This window comes from Rhizobium sp. BR 314, assembly GCF_047445805.1.
Classification (GTDB): domain Bacteria; phylum Pseudomonadota; class Alphaproteobacteria; order Rhizobiales; family Rhizobiaceae; genus Rhizobium; species Rhizobium lusitanum_B.
Map to the genome: position 1 here is coordinate 17,620 of NZ_JARWLA010000025.1, position 15,366 is coordinate 32,985.

Consider the following 15,366-nt stretch of genomic DNA (forward strand, 5'->3'; position numbering starts at 1 on the left):
GGCTCCAGCCTGCCTGGCACACCATCGCCCAACCATCAACTTGATAGAATTTCTGGCAAAGCCGCCATCTGGCTGAATGTTCTCATGGCGCCGGCTTCCAGCAATTTTTCAGCATGTCCAAGAGGACAATGAGAACCACCGACGAAACCAATTACCCGCATTTTAGCCGCCACAGCCGCCTGGACCCCGGCAACGCTATCTTCGATGACCAAGCAATTATCCGCCGACGTGTTCATTCTCTCAGACGCAAATAGAAAAAGATCCGGGGCGGGCTTGCCACGTGAGACTTGGGAAGCACTGAATACATTCGGCGAAAAATAATCGTAGAGGTCTGTTAGCTTGAGCGCGAAATGCAGTTCCTTCAGATTGCTGCTCGATGCCACGCAACGCGCCACATCAATGGCATCCAGAACTTCGTTGACGCCTGAGATGGCTTTGAGATCGCTGGCATACCGTCTACCAATTTCTGCCATAGCATATTCATGATGCCCCGCCGGCAAGCGCAAGCCAGACTCAGCTTCGATGGTTGAATAGGTTTGCCGATCAGTCATGCCTGTGAAGCGACGATTGTAAGTCTCCGCAGCTATATTATATCCGTGCGCTGCCAACACTTCGATATGAACCGCTGTCGCAATGATTTCGCTGTCGATTAGGACTCCATCACAATCGAAAATCAGAAGTTTTGGCGTTTTGTACGAGGTCATGGGATCACTCCGTTGTCGCTGGAAAACGGCGTTGCAAGAGAGCAAGCGCGAAGGTGACTTTGCTTGGATTCAGCTTGTTCAGACGGTTGTCATGATATCGGAAATCTTTGGGCCAAACTTGGAAAGAGCCGTCCAGACCCGATGAAATGCTTCTGCGTAAAGTTCCATTACCCCGGCTTCGTTGGGTGGCGCGATTTCCGATACGCAAAACATGGTATCTAAAAGTTTTACCGTGTTTGGAAAATCGGCGGCTTTCCAATCCTTGGCAATATTCGGCAGATATTCGAACACTGGCTTCCTGAGCCAGATCAAAACGGGCACGCCCTCCGCCTGCAGCAGTTTGACGATGGTATCCCTTGCCGTCGGACCCGGACCAAAACCGAGAGCTTCCGGCTCGATGCGAAGTGGGAAGCTGAGCATGGACTGATTGCAGTCAGATGGGTCGAAGAGGGGAAATATACCGGAGAGATCTCGGATCATTTCCCATAGAATTTTCCCATTATTCCTTCGAATCTGAAGTTGTGTCTCGAGGTTGCTCAATCGCATTTTTGCTATGGAGGAGGAGAAGACGTTCGGACGGTAGTTATATCCTGCTGAAGACGGCGAAAAAGTCCGATCTCCGTTTCGAGATGAACTCGTCAGTGAAACGCAGTCCACATGTTCAATTAGATCTTTGTCCTCCGTAATCACGAATCCGAGCTCGCCGGCTCCAAGATGCTTGGCGCCGTTGCCAGACAAAGCGAGGGCGTCTGTATCAATGTATGCCCCATTTGCGATCGCTTTTATGGCGCCGATCGATTGGCAGACGTCATCAATCACGGCAATCCCTTCGGCGCGCGCGGCAGATCTTGCATCAGGAACACGAATGTTATTCCCGAAGAGATGGGTAATGAGAACCGCTCCGACACCGGGTCCGAATCGGTCGGCTGCCGCGTCTTGATCGATCCCGGCGAGGTTCATGTCGACATCAACGAAATCGGGCTGAAGGCCACTAATCGCAATTGGCCCCACCGCGCCCGGCCAATTTAGCGCCGCAGTCACCACCTGCTCGCCTCGACCTTTAAAATAATCAAGCTCGATATGGATTGCCGCCGTACCACTGCCGACGGCGCGCACCTTCCACTTCCCCGTCCAAGTAGCGAGATCCTGCTCCAAATCGGCCACGATAGGGTGATTGACCCGATGATACTTTCCACTGTCTACAACTTCGCGGAGTGCATCCAAATGCTCCGTCTGTGTGGCTGGCCAAGGCGTGATCCGCCCGGAAGGAACGGTGGGCTCCCCACCAAGGAGAGCGAGATCCCTTTCTCGCTGGTGCCCTCCGGACTCACAGAGGTCCAGATTATTGCTGGCAAATTCGTTCATTTATTCCTCCGGCGATTGGTTACGTCGATGTCTGTCGATTTGCTGAAGAGTTCTAATGTTTTAGGAGGTCAGATCAACAGTAGTTCTGAAATATATTTAAAAGTATATTTTGCGTTTGTGGGACTTTCTGTTGTAGTGCTCCGGTTTTTGGAAATTTTAATCCCGAATATAAATATATACTCGAAGGATAATTCTTCGTTTTCGAAATGAACATTCAAACGGCGGTGGAGAAAAGCAGGTGTGTGATGATTGCTATATCGGTTCGGGGGTTCGGGAGCGTTCGGCAACGACTGCAGGCACTCAGGCGGGAGTGGCGTAAAGACGATCGAGTTTCCACAACAAGAGAAAGTCGGATCAGACGGAGTCCATGATAAAAAGAACGGAAAAACCATCAATTGCGTGTGCGAGCAACGCGAACACTCACGAAGGATCTGGCAAGCGCCTCATCAGGCCGGCCGAGGGGGACCAGAGCGACAGTAAAGGATTTAGGCCAGCTCATCCCCTAATCGCCGCGCGGACGCTAGGGATTGCAAATCGAGGACGCTTGCTGCAGGCCCTTTACGATATGGGTCCGTCCAGCAGGGTCGAGCTTGCGCGCGTCACCGGTGCCAGCCGCGCAACCATCGGCGGCATAGTCCAACCACTGATCAATCAGAGTATTCTTGAAGAAGGCGACCTGGTACCCCCCGATCGGTCCGGCGGAAAACCCGCTACAAAGCTGTGGTTCTCGAAAGGGGCCAAGCCGATCTGCGCAGTTCGGCTGATGCACGACCGTGTCCACACATGCTTGGTCTCTCTGGAGGGCGAGCTCTATGCTCAACACGAGGTGGATTTGGCGAAAGATCTGACAGATGCTGCCGATGCATTTCAGATCGTCAGTGCCTGCATTGAGAAGTCAGTCGCATCTGCCGACCAAGAGGTTCTAGGCATCGGCATGGCAGTTGCAGGAGAGCTCAACCCGCAAACGGGCTCGATCGCGGCTATGGATTTCGCGCCGTACCTTCATGGCTTTCCGATAAAAGCGGAGTTAGCAAAGCGTTTCGGGGTTCCGGCTTGCGTCGACCAAGATGCCAGAGCCTTGCTGGTTGGCGACCGTTGGTTCGGGCAAGGACGTGGACAGAGAAATTTTGCGGTCGTTTACATCGGTCAGTCGTTGGGCGCGGCCCTCTATGTCGATGGACATCCTTATAGGGCCGCCGGGGGTAAACACTGCCAGATCGGCCATACCATCGTGCAACTCAATGGCCAAATGTGCAGATGCGGACGACGCGGATGTTGGGAAACGATCGCGACACTGCCATGGCTGAGAGGCGAAGCAAGGGCCAGGGGCCTGCCGCAGGCTGGCTTGTTGGATGCGAGCCGCTTGGTGTGGCTCGCCGAAACTGGCGCTAAAGGGGCAAAAGAACTGCTTGAAGACTACGCGTCCAATATTTCTGTCGGGTTAGTGAACCTTCAACAGCTGATGGCACCCAGCTGCATCACTTTGCATGGCGACATCGTGCATGGCGGAAAATTGATGTTAGATCTTATTCGAAAGAGCGTCAGGCAACTGATGTTCAATCCCGGAGATAACGAGATCGCCCTTGCCCTCGGCGATCGTGAAGATGTCGCCGGCCTGCGCGGCGCGGCGGGTCTCGTCGTCTGCGAATTGCTGAATTTCATAATCTAAGCAGAGAACGGCCCCAGTCCTTAGAGACCGCATCTGGTCAAATCCTTTGCAATCATCCACATTTCAAATGAAAACCGCCATCTTTCTCGAAAACCGAATTGCAACAAATTGCTGGTGGATTTGGGGGTTCCTGGGCAGCTGAAGCTGTTGGCGCATGGAGTTGCGTACTGGATGTGCTCGATCCAGCCAAGGAACTGCACAGACCCTGCAATCCCAGTCTGGTGCGGACTGAGGCTTAAGAAAAAAACGACACGAGAACGGACAACCAGATCAATGCGACGCCCAGCAACAGCGCTCGCCTGGCGGCTACGATCTTTTCCTGGCCTTCCTCCGCGACAGGGGTCGTTACGATCCAAGGAACTGAGCCAAGCGCCGCAAAACCGATTAGCGCCAAGACACGACGATCAAATCGGACCGATGCCAGCCGCCTGGCTCATACACTCCCCAATAGCCAAGGAACGCCATTCCGACAGCGAACATGGTGGCGGAGGCAGAGCAAAGTCCGGGAACAGAACCTGATGGTGCACGCATTTCGTATCCTCTTTGTCGGTCAAACCAAGGGCCAATTTCCATGACGGTGCAAACGGGCTTTGCACATATCTGTCAAGAATCGGGTGCCAGCTGAAGCATCGATCTATTGCAAATGATTTAGGAAAATCCGAACATTGAATGACGTGAGCGATCGCAGAAGCTGGTAGGGGGAGCTCCCTTTCCTGGCAGATGTGGTCGCTAACTCGTCGTTCGACAGACGGTTCGACCTCGCAAGCTCTGCATTTTTTCATTGCCAAAGTCCGCAGGCCAGCCGCTCGCCTTTAGGCACGAGTTTTGAGAGGTGCTGTCCAAAAAGTAGGCCACAAAATCACCAATGTTGACTCTGTCTTTCACTCAGCCGAAAAGAACTCCTGCCGACAGAGGGAGATACTCATGGCTGACGAGAATAATACTGGCACAAGCACTGAGATGGCAGACACGAATATACCGGTAAAAACGCCGGCGCCTAAAAAACAGCGCGCTCCGCGACGCCCGAAAGCAACTGCCGAGGCAGCGGGTACTACGCAGGTTGGGAAACCCGCGAAGGCGCCGCGAGGTCGCAGGAAGCGTAGCGACCAAGCCGCAGACACAAAGTCCCAGCCTGTCGAAATGCAGGTGGCCGACATCTCCGTCAAGGAACCCATAAAGGACACTGCAGCCAAGAGGCCGGCACAGCAGTCCGTGCAAAAAGGTACGACGGCCATTTCGGCAAGGGACGAGATGGCGGATCTTCTTCAGCTGGAAGAAGAGAATAAGAGGCTGCGTAACCTCTTGGCAGAGAAATTGCGTGCCGAAAATGCCGATCTGCGCAAGCGGCTCGGGCTAGATTGATCGCCGATCAACAGCGGGATGGTGGCGAAATCGACCTGAGCTATCCTTCTCGGCAGAAGATGCGTTCGCCGGGCTCGCCTTCCGAGCCCGGTGTCAAGCTGCGGCGCCACTATGGATACGGACTGGTCGAGGTTGAGGCACTATGAAATTACCCTGGAAATTCCTTGCTCGATTAACGTCGCGGCGACAGTCCGCACCCGAAAGTTCGATTGGGCATGGTGTCGATACCGACGCAAGCCAAAGCAAAACTCAAGACGTACCGCAGCTTGCGCTAAACCCACCAGAGCCCTCCAGTAGCTCCGAGCCCGATGAAAGCCGATCTATTGAGATCATAAGGACTGATTCAAAAGAATTCGAAGGTGAGGTCGAAATTGAAGGTGCGGCACCGGTTGAAGGTGACGAGGTTCAAGAACTGTCGCCTCCGGAGGTCGGGCAGCCGAGCGCTGAAGCTTCCGCGGTGCCGCTTGAAAGCAATACGCGCAGTCGGGTCCCTGGCATACCGCGGACGAAAAAGCCGGCACATGCGAAAGGAGTTCACATTGACGTCACTGCGCAGAGCACAGCTGTCTCAAGCAATGCTCAAGATGAGACATCCTCATCGTCTGAGGACGGCTTTTTCGAAGAGGTGACAAACCTGGACGAGGAAATCACGCAACTGAGGGTTAAATTGGCTCAAAAGCTGCTTTTGCAGAATGATCAGCTTAAAAAGATGCTTGAGCGATTTGACCGATCGTAATCCTCCTTACGATCTCAAAGATGGGACATACATGAAAACACAGCAGCGAAAATTCGTTGTCGAGCTCAAATCGGCCCGGCGCAGATCAACGATCCAGCCAGCTTCTATCTGGGGTGATACCGACCTCAAGACGCTGGCGCGCGAGGCGGAGGCAGACGCACCACATCTCTTCGAGCCTGACACCGTCTCAGATGTTCCGAAGCGAGAAAGCGAGCTGTGGTCGGATCCAATACCAGAGACTCATCTCAACGACGAGGTTGAAACCGGCGATGATAAACGGATTGCGGCGTCCTCTCTCGAAACCGAACAAACGTGCCCGTCTCAGAAGGACGATGGGGCGATCTTCGCCTCTGTTTCACAACCGAAAGAGGGCTCTTCCAGCCGGTCTCGAAAGAACATAAAGCGTCGACGTGAAGCGAATATCGATAATGCCGACGAAATGACAAGCGGCCAATCAAACGCCAGCCACGACGATATCTCAGGCGAGGAGCTAATCGCACTTGAAGAAGAGAATCGACGGCTTAAGGCTTTGCTGATGAAATATCTTCGTCAAGAAAATATGCAGATTCGACAGATGCTCGCGCGATTCAGCGATCAGCGCGAGATCTTGTGAACCAATCATGTTTGTGTGCCCGCACTTAGATCTCTTCATGGCCACAGGAGGGAGTGCGTATGGAAAGTACGCATTAAAGCTGCTCACCAAGCTCGTTGCTGGCTCCGGGCACGCCGTCTTGCGTGAAGCGATATGCACAGCCGTGCTCAGCAGATCCGCGGCAACTGTTCGCCCCATAGCCAATCGACAATGCGACTGCCACCAAACGACGTCGCCATCTGGACGAAGCAATGGTCGTCATCCTCGGCATGGCCGATCAATGCGGCCTGCGCACCCAACGGATGCGCGCGCATGACGGCGAGCAGCGCATTCGCAAACTCTGGCGCCACCAATACGACGAGCTTGCCCTCGTTGGCGACGTTGAGCGGGTCGAGGCCGAGCAATTCGCAGGCCGCGGCTACTTCCGGTTTGATCGGAATGGTCTCCTCGTCGATGCGGAGGCCGACATTTGAGGCATTGGCGATTTCGTTGAGTGTCGCCGCAAGTCCACCGCGCGTTGGATCTCGCATCAGCCTGATTGACGATCCGGCGACCTCGACCATTGCCGCTACTAACCCGTGCAGCGCAGCGCAATCCGATATGATGTCCGTATCGAAATCCAGGTTCTCGCGCTTCGACATCACGGCGACGCCGTGATCGCCTATCGAACCAGAGATGATGACCGCATCGCCTGGCCGCGCGGCATCGGAGCGTAGGTCGAGACCGGCTCGAATCATGCCGATGCCGGAGGTGGATATGAACACGCCGTCGGCTTTGCCGCGCTCAACCACTTTCGTATCGCCAGTGATGATTGGCACACCTGCCGCGCGGGAGGCCGCTCCCATGGCGTCGGCAATTCGATTAAGATCTGCGAGCGGAAACCCCTCTTCAATAATGAAACCTGCCGAAAGATAGAGCGGGCATGCGCCGGCCATGGCAATGTCGTTAATCGTCCCATGCACCGCAAGCGAGCCAATATTGCCCCCCGGAAAGAACAGCGGCGAGACAACATAGCTGTCGGTGGTCATCACCATGCACCCTGCCGGAACCGCAAATGCCGACTGATCGTTGCCAGCCCGGAGCCAGTCATTGTCGAAGGCCCTGTGGAAAATGCCCTTGACCAACTGGTCCGTGGCGCACCCCCCCGCCCCATGCGAGAGATCGATGCGTCCGTTCCTGAGGTCGAGCCGCGACCTTTTGGCTTTCGTGGTCATGCGATCGTCCTGCTGCTTTCGTCCGCCTTTCCCTGCCTGCCGAAACGGCCGTAGAGCCAATACGCGGCGCAGGCGCCTTCCGACGACACCATGCAGGAACCCATCGGCGAATCGGGCGTGCAAACCTTACCAAACAGCTTACAGTCGGACGGCTTCTTCACACCGCGCAGGATGGCGCCGCATTCGCAGGCCGGATTGTCTTTTGCCGCCGGCGTCACGACGTCGAAACGTTTCTCGGCATCGTATTTGGCATATCCAGGCCTGAGGCCAAGCCCACTTTGGGGAATCGCGCCCAGTCCCCGCCATTCGAAGCTTTCCCGCAATTCGAAGACATTGGCGATCTCGCGCCTCGCCTTCTCGTTGCCAAGGGTGGTCACGGCTCGGATATACTGGTTCTCGACTTTATGGACGCCCTCATTGACCTGGCGGACGAGCATCAGGATTGAATAGATGACATCGAGCGGCTCGAAGCCTGCCACCACGATCGGCTTGTTATATTCTTCGGCAAGGACTTCAAATGGCTGCGTACCAATGACGGTGCTGACATGTGCAGGGCCGAGCAATCCGTCGATCTTGATAGTGCCGAGCGTGCGAGCATCGGAGTTTTCAAGGATAGTCTGGATCGCAGCCGGTGTTAGCACGTGGTTTGAGAAGATCGAAAAGTTTGCGAGGTCCTTAGCGATCGCGAACCGCAGCGACAGCGCCGTCGGCGGCGTCGTGGTCTCGAAACCGATGGCAAAGAAGACGACTTGCCTGTTCGGTTCGGCTTCGGAGATGTTTAGCGAATCGAGTGTCGAATAGACCATGCGAATATCGGCGCCGGTCGCCCTGGCCTTGAGCAGACTCGAGCCGTTTGAGGATGGTACACGCATCAAGTCACCATAGGTGCAAAGTGTGATTTCTGGGCACATGGCAAGCGCGATCGCTGCGTCGATGCGGCCGATCGGCAGCACACAGACTGGACATCCCGGTCCATGAATCATCTGCACATTGGACGGCAGCAGGTCTTCAAGGCCATAGCGCGAAATTGCATGGGTATGGCCGCCGCAGAATTCCATGAAATGATAGCTGCGCGCCGGATCTACCGCCGCTGCGATTTGGCGAGCAATATCTTTGGCGAGCTTGGCATCGCGGTATTCGTCTATATATTTCACGCCGGACCTCCCAGGGCAGCTTCGCGGATCAAGGCAAGCGTCCTTTCTGCTTCTTCAGTTTCGATCTTTGCAAGCGCGTAGCCGACGTGGAGGATGAGATAGTCACCGGGCGTCACATCCTCCACGAGTGCAATCGATATGACCTTTAAGACGCCGTCCAGCGTTACCTTGGCCATATTGTCTGGCAGCAATTCCACCACCTGGACCGGTAGGGCTAGGCACATGTCCGGTGCTCCCAGTTCTGGGCGCAGTCGTGTTTGATGACGTGCCGTGCAAAGGCGGCCTGACCGAGCGCTATACCCCCGTCATTGGGCGGGATCTGGTGCGGCAGGTAGGGCTCGAGGCCATGGTCGCGCAAGGCGCTGGAAAGACCTTCGGCCAGAATGCGGTTTGTGATGCAGCCGCCGCCGAGCATGATCGCTCGCGTGCCAGCCTGCGATGCACCAAGGGAAGCCCAATCGGCGAGGCCGCTGATCAGCGTGCCGTGGAATAGGTCTGCGGCCTTTCGGCGGCCAAGCTGCCGCTCCGCCAGATGGATGATGAGGGGTCGGAAATCAAGCAGGCCATCGGCGAGACTGTAGCCCCCGGCAAGACATTGGGGATCATCGACGAGTGCTTCGAGTTCCATTGCTGCCTGCCCCTCGTAGCTCTGGACGAGGCGGACGCCCGCTATCGCAGCCACTGCATCGAATAGCCGCCCCAAGCTGGACGTATCGGCTGATTGCAAGCCGCGGGAAAACATCGCATCAAGTTGCGCGACACCAGGATGTCCGGGCCAAAGCGTGGCCGCAAGGTCGCGCCGGCCGGCGGCCTGAAGAGCGGCAATTCCCATGCGCCAGGGCTCCCGCGCGACCCGGCCGGCGCCTGGCGCCGGCAAGGGCAGAAGCGAAGAGAGCCGTCGCCAGCGAGGACCGTTGACGACCAGCATTTCGCCTCCCCAACTACTGCCATCGACGCCATAGCCGTGGCCGTCGAGTGCAAGCCCGAGGACCGGCCCGCCGGCATGATGTTCCGCCGCCACGGCCGCGACATGGGCGAGGTGATGTTGCACCGGCAGAAGCGGCAAATCCAAATGTTCCGCGATCCGCGCTGAACGAAAATCCGGATGCAGATCGCAGGCAGCAAATTCGGGCCTGACATCAAGGATAGAGCAGAGATGCTCGAGGGCTTCCCGCTGGAATCTGATCGCTTTGACATTGTCGAGACCGCCGATGTGCTGCGACAGGAACGCTTCCCGGCCCCGTGTCACGCAGATCGCGTTTTTGAAGTCCGCGCCGGTGGCAATCACGCATGGGCCGTCCTCGCCAAGATCGACCGGCTCCGGGACAAAACCCCGGGCGCGCCTCAGAAAGCTCGGCGCGCCGTCAATTACCTGCATGACGGAATCGTCAGCGCGAATGGCAATGTCACGGTCATGTGTGACGATCAGGTCGGCAACCCCGGGAAGCCGATGCATGGCATCGTCATTATCTGATACGAGCGGTTCACCCTCCGGATTGGCGCTGGTCGCAATCAGAGCGGCGGGAGCGCCGGCCGCTTCTGCTGCAAACGCGGCAAACAACAGGTGGTGCACCGGCGCATGGGCGAGCAGCAGGCCGATCCGACTGAGGCCGGGAGCGATGAGCTTGGAAAGGTGATCACGCGCCTCGATAAGGACGATCGGGGCGGCGGTCGAGGCGAGCAAATCCTCTTGCGCCCGCGAGGGCCTGGCAAGTATTCGGGCTGTCTCAATGTCCGGCACCATGATCGCGAACGGCTTCTCGTCGCGCATTTTGCGTCGTCGGAGACGATCAATCGCCGTATCATTGCGTGCGTCGCAGAAGAGCTGGAAGCCGCCGACGCCCTTGATCGCAATGATCTGGCCATTCATGAGCCGCGCGGAGACCTCCGCGATAGGATGGCTAAGCTGTGGGCCGCAAGCCGGGCAGGCGAGGGGCTCACTATGGAACCGCCGGCTTTCGGGGTTGGCATAGTCTGCGCCGCAGGCGCTGCACATCGGGAACGCAGCCATCGAGGTCCGGCCGCGATCATAGGGGAGCGCACGGGTGATGGTGAAGCGCGGGCCACAATGAGTGCAGTTGACAAAAGGATAACCGAAAAAGCGGTTGTCCGGATCATTCAGTTCGTGCCGGCATTCGACGCAGGTGGCAGCGTCGGCGCCAATGCGCGTGGCGCCACGGCCGCCGACGCTTTCGAGGATTTCGAACGTTTCGTCGCCGGCCGGCTCCAGTTCCAGCTTATCGACGGTATCGACGCGGGCAAGCGGCGGCGCCTCCTTCCAGACGCGTTCCGCAAAGCAGTCGACAGCGGTGCCCTCGACCTCGATCAGCACGCCGGCGCTGTCGTTGAGCACGAAGCCGGTAAGCTGCATCATTCTCGCAAGCCTATAGACGAACGGCCGGAATCCCACCCCTTGCACGGCACCGCGCACACGCACTCGCAACCGCCGGACACGATCTTCCGCCATGGATGCCAAGGTGCTCACCATCGTCAGACTACCTGCGAAGCTTTCGCGATCCGGGCCGCCTCAGCCTCCAGCCAGAAATAGAACGCTTCCATGCCGTCGCCGCTGCGCGCAGAAACCGTGAGAGTGCGAAGGCGTGGATTGACGCGCAGCGCATTAGCGATGCAGCGCCCGACATCGAAGTCGAGATGCGGTAGCAGGTCGGACTTGTTGAGAATCATCAGGTCGGCGGCCGCGAACATGTCGGGATATTTGAGCGGCTTGTCCTCGCCCTCGGTAACCGAAAGCACCACGACCTTATGGGCCTCGCCGAGATCGAAAGCGGAGGGACAGACAAGATTGCCGACATTTTCGATGAACAAGACTGAACCGGGCTCGGGCGCCAGGTCCTCGACCGCGTGGCCGACCATGTGGGCGTCGAGGTGACAGCCCTTGCCGGTGTTGATCTGGATTGCGGAAACACCGGTCTTGCGGATGCGTGCGGCATCGTTGGAGGTCTCCTGGTCGCCTTCAATCACGCTGATCGACATTCGGTCCTTGAGGTCGTGAATGGCGCGCACCAGAAAGCTGGTCTTTCCCGACCCGGGGCTTGAAACGAAATTCAGCGCAAAGATGCTGTCACGAACGAACCGAGCCCGGTTTTCGGCAGCATAGGCATTGTTTTTGGACAGGATGTCCTTTTCGATCTGGACGATGCGCTCCGGGTTCATGCCCGGGACATGCACGCCGGCAATCCGTTGATGATGTTGGAGCGCACCGTGTTCCGCGTAGTGACGATCATGAGGATGTCCATGATCGTGCAGGTGACCGCGATGATGATCATGGTCGCCTTGCGCGCCTGTCTTGCTCTTGCCATCTTCCAATGTTGCCATCTCGCAGCCGCATACCGTGCACATCAGATCACCTCCATGTCCTTGATCCTCAATTCATCGCCCGCCGTCGCCTGCACCTGATACCGCCCACAATCCGGGCAGGCGCCAAATCGCTCATCGAGGGGCACCGTCTTCCCACAATCGAGGCACCAGCCCTCGCCGGCGATGCGGTTGATTTCGAGTGCGGCATGTTCGGCAATCGTCCCACGCCGCACAGCTTCGTAGCAGAACAGGAGCGAATCCGGATTGATATGGCTCAAGACACCGACATCGAGGCGGATCGATTTGACTGCGCTCGCACCATTTAGCTGCGCCATCTCGCAGACGATGGCGATCACACTCTCCATCAACGACATTTCATGCATGCGCGGCATCGCGAACGTTAAGCTTGAACTCGACGCAGGGATCGAACAGAGCCGCGAGGCGATAAACTGACCGGGCTGCTGATTCATGAGCACCGATCCGCGATGACAGTAGGGTTTTGACAAATGGACCGGCCGGATGAAAATTCCATTCGGTCGGGGCCAGTATCCGGTAGGCGCAAAGTTTCCCGTTCGCGTCGATCTCGGCCTGATGATAAAGTCTGCCACGCCCACATTCCACCACGCCAAAGCCGCCGTCGCCGGGCACCGAACCACCGGCCATCAGTTCGGAAGGATCATTCTGGCCCTTGGCAAGATGCGCGAGTTGCTTCAAGCAAAGGCCAACGTCGCCTATGCGTGCCATGAAGCGTTGCCTAAGGTGCGGATCGTCTGGCCTGCTGGTGTCGCAATGCCGGGCATAAGCACCGGTTTCGACGACCCGACCGGCAAGATGCGGCAAGGCGCAGTAGTGCGCATCTTTGCAAAGATGGGCAATAACTTCGGCATCATCGGCGGCACTCAGCGGATCAGGGCGCCGGCCTGAAAAAGTTCGGTCGTCCTTGATATCTCGAAAAATCGCCGCGCAAGCCGTGCCATCCGGCGACAATCCGTCGTCTTTCGAGATGCCGAGCCCCTCTGCTGCATCGGCAAGCCGCCGCGCGTTGGCAGCCAGGGCACTATGGTTCACTTTTTTCTCTCGCGATTGGCCGATGATTGCCTGCGACGCGGCCAGGGCGCCGCGCAGATATTGGCCCGCGTCAGCCACCAGACGTAACGATATTGATGAGGGCCAGTGCAAAATCAGCGCCCTCAAAGTTTCGAATATCCGTTCGGCAAGCAATCCGGCCACCGCCGCGAGCTGCTCCTCGATGGGCATCGGTAGGCCGGCTGCATTCAGGATGGCAAGGCGCGCCGCCACCGATTGCGAATAGCCACAGAGCGAAAAAACCCATCCGACAAGCATGGGCGCCTCTTCCGGTCGATGGCCAATGAACATGCGTGCCAATTCTTGCGGGCGGTTGACCCTCACGTCCACGAAACAGGCAAGCGCTTGCGACACCGTCACATCGATCCGGATCGAGCCGGCGCTAAGGAGATAGGTCATGCAACAAGCTCCCGAAGCGCTCGGAAAACCCTCCAACGCAGATCACGGCGCATGGGGCTGGCGGTTGGATGGGATGGCGGCGCGAGCGCAACGATGTTGAAAAATGCGCGCATCGCCTTCAACACCGTCCCCATCGTTTCAAACTCAAAGGCCATGAAAAACAGCAAGCAGGAATCAAAACCGCCAGTCGTCTCGGATTTTTGCCGGCGATGAATTCGATCACGCCTGCCCGCACATTCCGAGTCGTGCCTACAGCAGCCAAAATCATGAACCGTGGCGTCGCGACGATGCGGTCGTTCGCCCGCCGAATGCCAGCAAGCTCGTTTCCGAAGCGCCTTTCGCGGGCGCATAGACGTCCAGCATGTGCCGCCTTTCACCCTATCCTTATCCGAAACGGTCACATGCGTGACGAGATTCTCGAAGCTGATCATTTGAAATAAGCCTCCTCGACATCACGCAGGCGCGCGGCGGAGTCGCGGAAATCCTCTTCAGTCGCGAGGGCGAGGGATGGGATGTCGACGATTTGCAGCATGTCGAGGACGATCTCATCCATGTTGTCGTAAAACTGTACGGACCAAACGTTTCGGGCCCCTGCTGCCGTCACGCGACAGGTGCGGTAGCCGCGTGATGTCAGTTGTACGGGACCGGCTCCGAGCGTGACCTGCAGGAAATTCACATCCTCGATGCTCATCGGAAACAACGACAAAATGATAGCGTGCGCAGGATCGCCATCCCGGTACTGGACAATGCGGTCACCGATCTCGGTCAGCACCGGCATGACGTTCATAGCGCCAGGCGGCGCAGGTCCATGTGAGACCAAGGCCGGCAGCGCCGTGCAGGCCCTCCGCACCGTCATAGGAATCGGGCCGACCTCGATATATTCCGCAATGAGGTCGCCGGCGGGGTCGGTAAAGCGCATATGCCAGACGCCGGCCATAACCGCTTCCTTGAACTGCGCCAGGACCCCGGAGGGCAGCGCCGCTACCCCGCAAACCTCGCCCTTGCCGAGCGTCTGCGTGACCAATTTCTTGTCATCGTCGTCGAATTCGAAAATGTCGAATAGCTGCCCCGGCTGGCCGGCTTTTTGCACCGCAAGCGTTGCAGCAATGTCGGATATGAGCATTGCGGCTCGGCAGCTTCGGCCGTTTAGGGAGCCAACTGGGTAGGCTGGCATTGTCTGCTCCAAATCAGCGTGTAATTCATTCTCGCACTTGGGATCTGCAAGCGGCGTACCAGTTGCTGAGAAAGATGGGTCGTATTGATCTGAAGGAAAATTCCGGTCGCGGTCTTATGCGGATGCGCACACGCGGCCCCGATGCTGAGGCAGCGCGTTACGCTTCGCAATATTCAGCAATCCGCCCGCAGCCAGCAGGATCGATCTCGTCCGTCTCCGGCTGCCCTTGGACAGTCCACATGAACATGTGGCCGACAAGGAAGAGGAGATTGCGTTCAGTTGAGAAATACGAACTGCCAGTTTTCCCGCAAATGCAACGGTAATTCCGGCTCGCGGGAGATAAGATCGGCAAATAGCGTTTCGAATGACCGTCCTTCGACCGCTTCAGCAAGACCGGCCAACGCATCGTCGATCTTGTGTGCTTCGTCGGCATCGAGCACCCGGATCGCAGATCCTAGATGAGTAAGAACGTACGTCCCAACCGGTTGCGGGCCGACCAGCACCATCGAAATCGCAAAAACCGATCCGTGGCGCTCGCACTCCGCTGTAAATTCGCCACCAGTCACCTGCATCGGAATTCCTATGCACACAAT

Annotated in this window: 16 protein-coding genes and 1 pseudogene; 4 read left to right on the forward strand and 13 right to left on the reverse strand. The window is 57.3% G+C overall.

Features of this window, described 5'->3' with window-relative positions; translation table 11 throughout:
• Positions 1–35: 35 nt before the first annotated feature.
• Positions 36–704 (reverse strand): HAD-IA family hydrolase, encoded by a 669-nt coding sequence (locus QD461_RS25135; RefSeq protein ID WP_004112813.1) that lies wholly within the window; start codon positions 702–704, stop codon positions 36–38.
• A gap of 78 nt (positions 705–782) precedes the next feature.
• A complete protein-coding gene (locus QD461_RS25140) occupies positions 783–2,069 on the reverse strand; it encodes a DegT/DnrJ/EryC1/StrS family aminotransferase (RefSeq protein ID WP_004112816.1) in 1,287 nt (428 codons plus the stop codon).
• Between the two features lie 544 nt (positions 2,070–2,613).
• Here QD461_RS25140 and QD461_RS25145 point away from each other — a divergent pair.
• Positions 2,614–3,738: an ROK family protein gene (locus tag QD461_RS25145; protein WP_240535390.1), complete on the forward strand. Its 1,125-nt coding sequence runs from the start codon at positions 2,614–2,616 to the stop codon at positions 3,736–3,738.
• Positions 3,739–3,973: 235 nt separating this feature from the next.
• Here QD461_RS25145 and QD461_RS25150 read toward each other — a convergent pair.
• Positions 3,974–4,269 (reverse strand): annotated as a pseudogene (locus QD461_RS25150) (hypothetical protein).
• A gap of 393 nt (positions 4,270–4,662) precedes the next feature.
• Here QD461_RS25150 and QD461_RS25155 point away from each other — a divergent pair.
• The 3 genes from QD461_RS25155 (at position 4,663) to QD461_RS25165 (ending at position 6,449) form a co-directional block, all read left to right on the forward strand.
• Positions 4,663–5,100 carry a hypothetical protein gene (locus tag QD461_RS25155; RefSeq protein ID WP_004112820.1) on the forward strand — a complete coding sequence of 146 codons (438 nt, stop codon included), beginning with the start codon at positions 4,663–4,665 and terminating at the stop codon, positions 5,098–5,100.
• Positions 5,101–5,242: 142 nt separating this feature from the next.
• Positions 5,243–5,836 carry a hypothetical protein gene (locus QD461_RS25160; RefSeq protein ID WP_004112823.1) on the forward strand — a complete coding sequence of 198 codons (594 nt, stop codon included), beginning with the start codon at positions 5,243–5,245 and terminating at the stop codon, positions 5,834–5,836.
• On the forward strand, positions 5,814–6,449 hold the full coding sequence (locus tag QD461_RS25165; protein WP_244441506.1) for a hypothetical protein: 636 nt from the start codon (positions 5,814–5,816) through the stop codon (positions 6,447–6,449). The genes QD461_RS25160 and QD461_RS25165 overlap by 23 nt, the downstream gene beginning before the upstream one ends.
• A gap of 146 nt (positions 6,450–6,595) precedes the next feature.
• Here QD461_RS25165 and hypE read toward each other — a convergent pair whose 3' ends face one another.
• The 10 genes from hypE to hypC form a co-directional block, all read right to left on the reverse strand.
• On the reverse strand, positions 6,596–7,642 hold the full coding sequence (hypE, locus tag QD461_RS25170) for a hydrogenase expression/formation protein HypE (RefSeq protein ID WP_004112828.1): 1,047 nt from the start codon (positions 7,640–7,642) through the stop codon (positions 6,596–6,598).
• Positions 7,639–8,796, reverse strand: a complete 1,158-nt coding sequence (hypD, locus tag QD461_RS25175) for a hydrogenase formation protein HypD (RefSeq protein WP_004112837.1) — start codon at positions 8,794–8,796, stop codon at positions 7,639–7,641. The genes hypE and hypD overlap by 4 nt, the downstream gene beginning before the upstream one ends.
• Positions 8,793–9,020 (reverse strand): HypC/HybG/HupF family hydrogenase formation chaperone, encoded by a 228-nt coding sequence (locus QD461_RS25180; protein ID WP_004112840.1) that lies wholly within the window; start codon positions 9,018–9,020, stop codon positions 8,793–8,795. The genes hypD and QD461_RS25180 overlap by 4 nt, the downstream gene beginning before the upstream one ends.
• On the reverse strand, positions 9,011–11,284 hold the full coding sequence (gene hypF, locus QD461_RS25185) for a carbamoyltransferase HypF (RefSeq protein ID WP_004112843.1): 2,274 nt from the start codon (positions 11,282–11,284) through the stop codon (positions 9,011–9,013). The genes QD461_RS25180 and hypF overlap by 10 nt, the downstream gene beginning before the upstream one ends.
• A 2-nt stretch (positions 11,285–11,286) precedes the next feature.
• Positions 11,287–12,156: a hydrogenase nickel incorporation protein HypB gene (gene hypB / locus QD461_RS25190; protein ID WP_004112846.1), complete on the reverse strand. Its 870-nt coding sequence runs from the start codon at positions 12,154–12,156 to the stop codon at positions 11,287–11,289.
• Positions 12,156–12,497 carry a hydrogenase maturation nickel metallochaperone HypA gene (gene hypA, locus QD461_RS25195; protein WP_004112848.1) on the reverse strand — a complete coding sequence of 114 codons (342 nt, stop codon included), beginning with the start codon at positions 12,495–12,497 and terminating at the stop codon, positions 12,156–12,158. Before hypA ends, hypB begins: the two co-directional genes overlap by 1 nt.
• Positions 12,490–13,335, reverse strand: coding sequence for a hydrogenase assembly protein HupF (locus QD461_RS25200; protein WP_245305030.1), 846 nt, complete (start codon positions 13,333–13,335; stop codon positions 12,490–12,492). Before QD461_RS25200 ends, hypA begins: the two co-directional genes overlap by 8 nt.
• Before the next feature lie 260 nt (positions 13,336–13,595).
• A complete protein-coding gene (locus QD461_RS25205; protein WP_028754846.1) occupies positions 13,596–14,030 on the reverse strand; it encodes a hypothetical protein in 435 nt (144 codons plus the stop codon).
• Positions 14,027–14,773, reverse strand: coding sequence for a hydrogenase expression/formation protein (locus QD461_RS25210; protein ID WP_051043299.1), 747 nt, complete (start codon positions 14,771–14,773; stop codon positions 14,027–14,029). The genes QD461_RS25205 and QD461_RS25210 overlap by 4 nt, the downstream gene beginning before the upstream one ends.
• A 275-nt stretch (positions 14,774–15,048) precedes the next feature.
• Positions 15,049–15,363: a HypC/HybG/HupF family hydrogenase formation chaperone gene (hypC, locus tag QD461_RS25215; RefSeq protein WP_004112857.1), complete on the reverse strand. Its 315-nt coding sequence runs from the start codon at positions 15,361–15,363 to the stop codon at positions 15,049–15,051.
• Between the last annotated feature and the right edge of the window lie 3 nt (positions 15,364–15,366).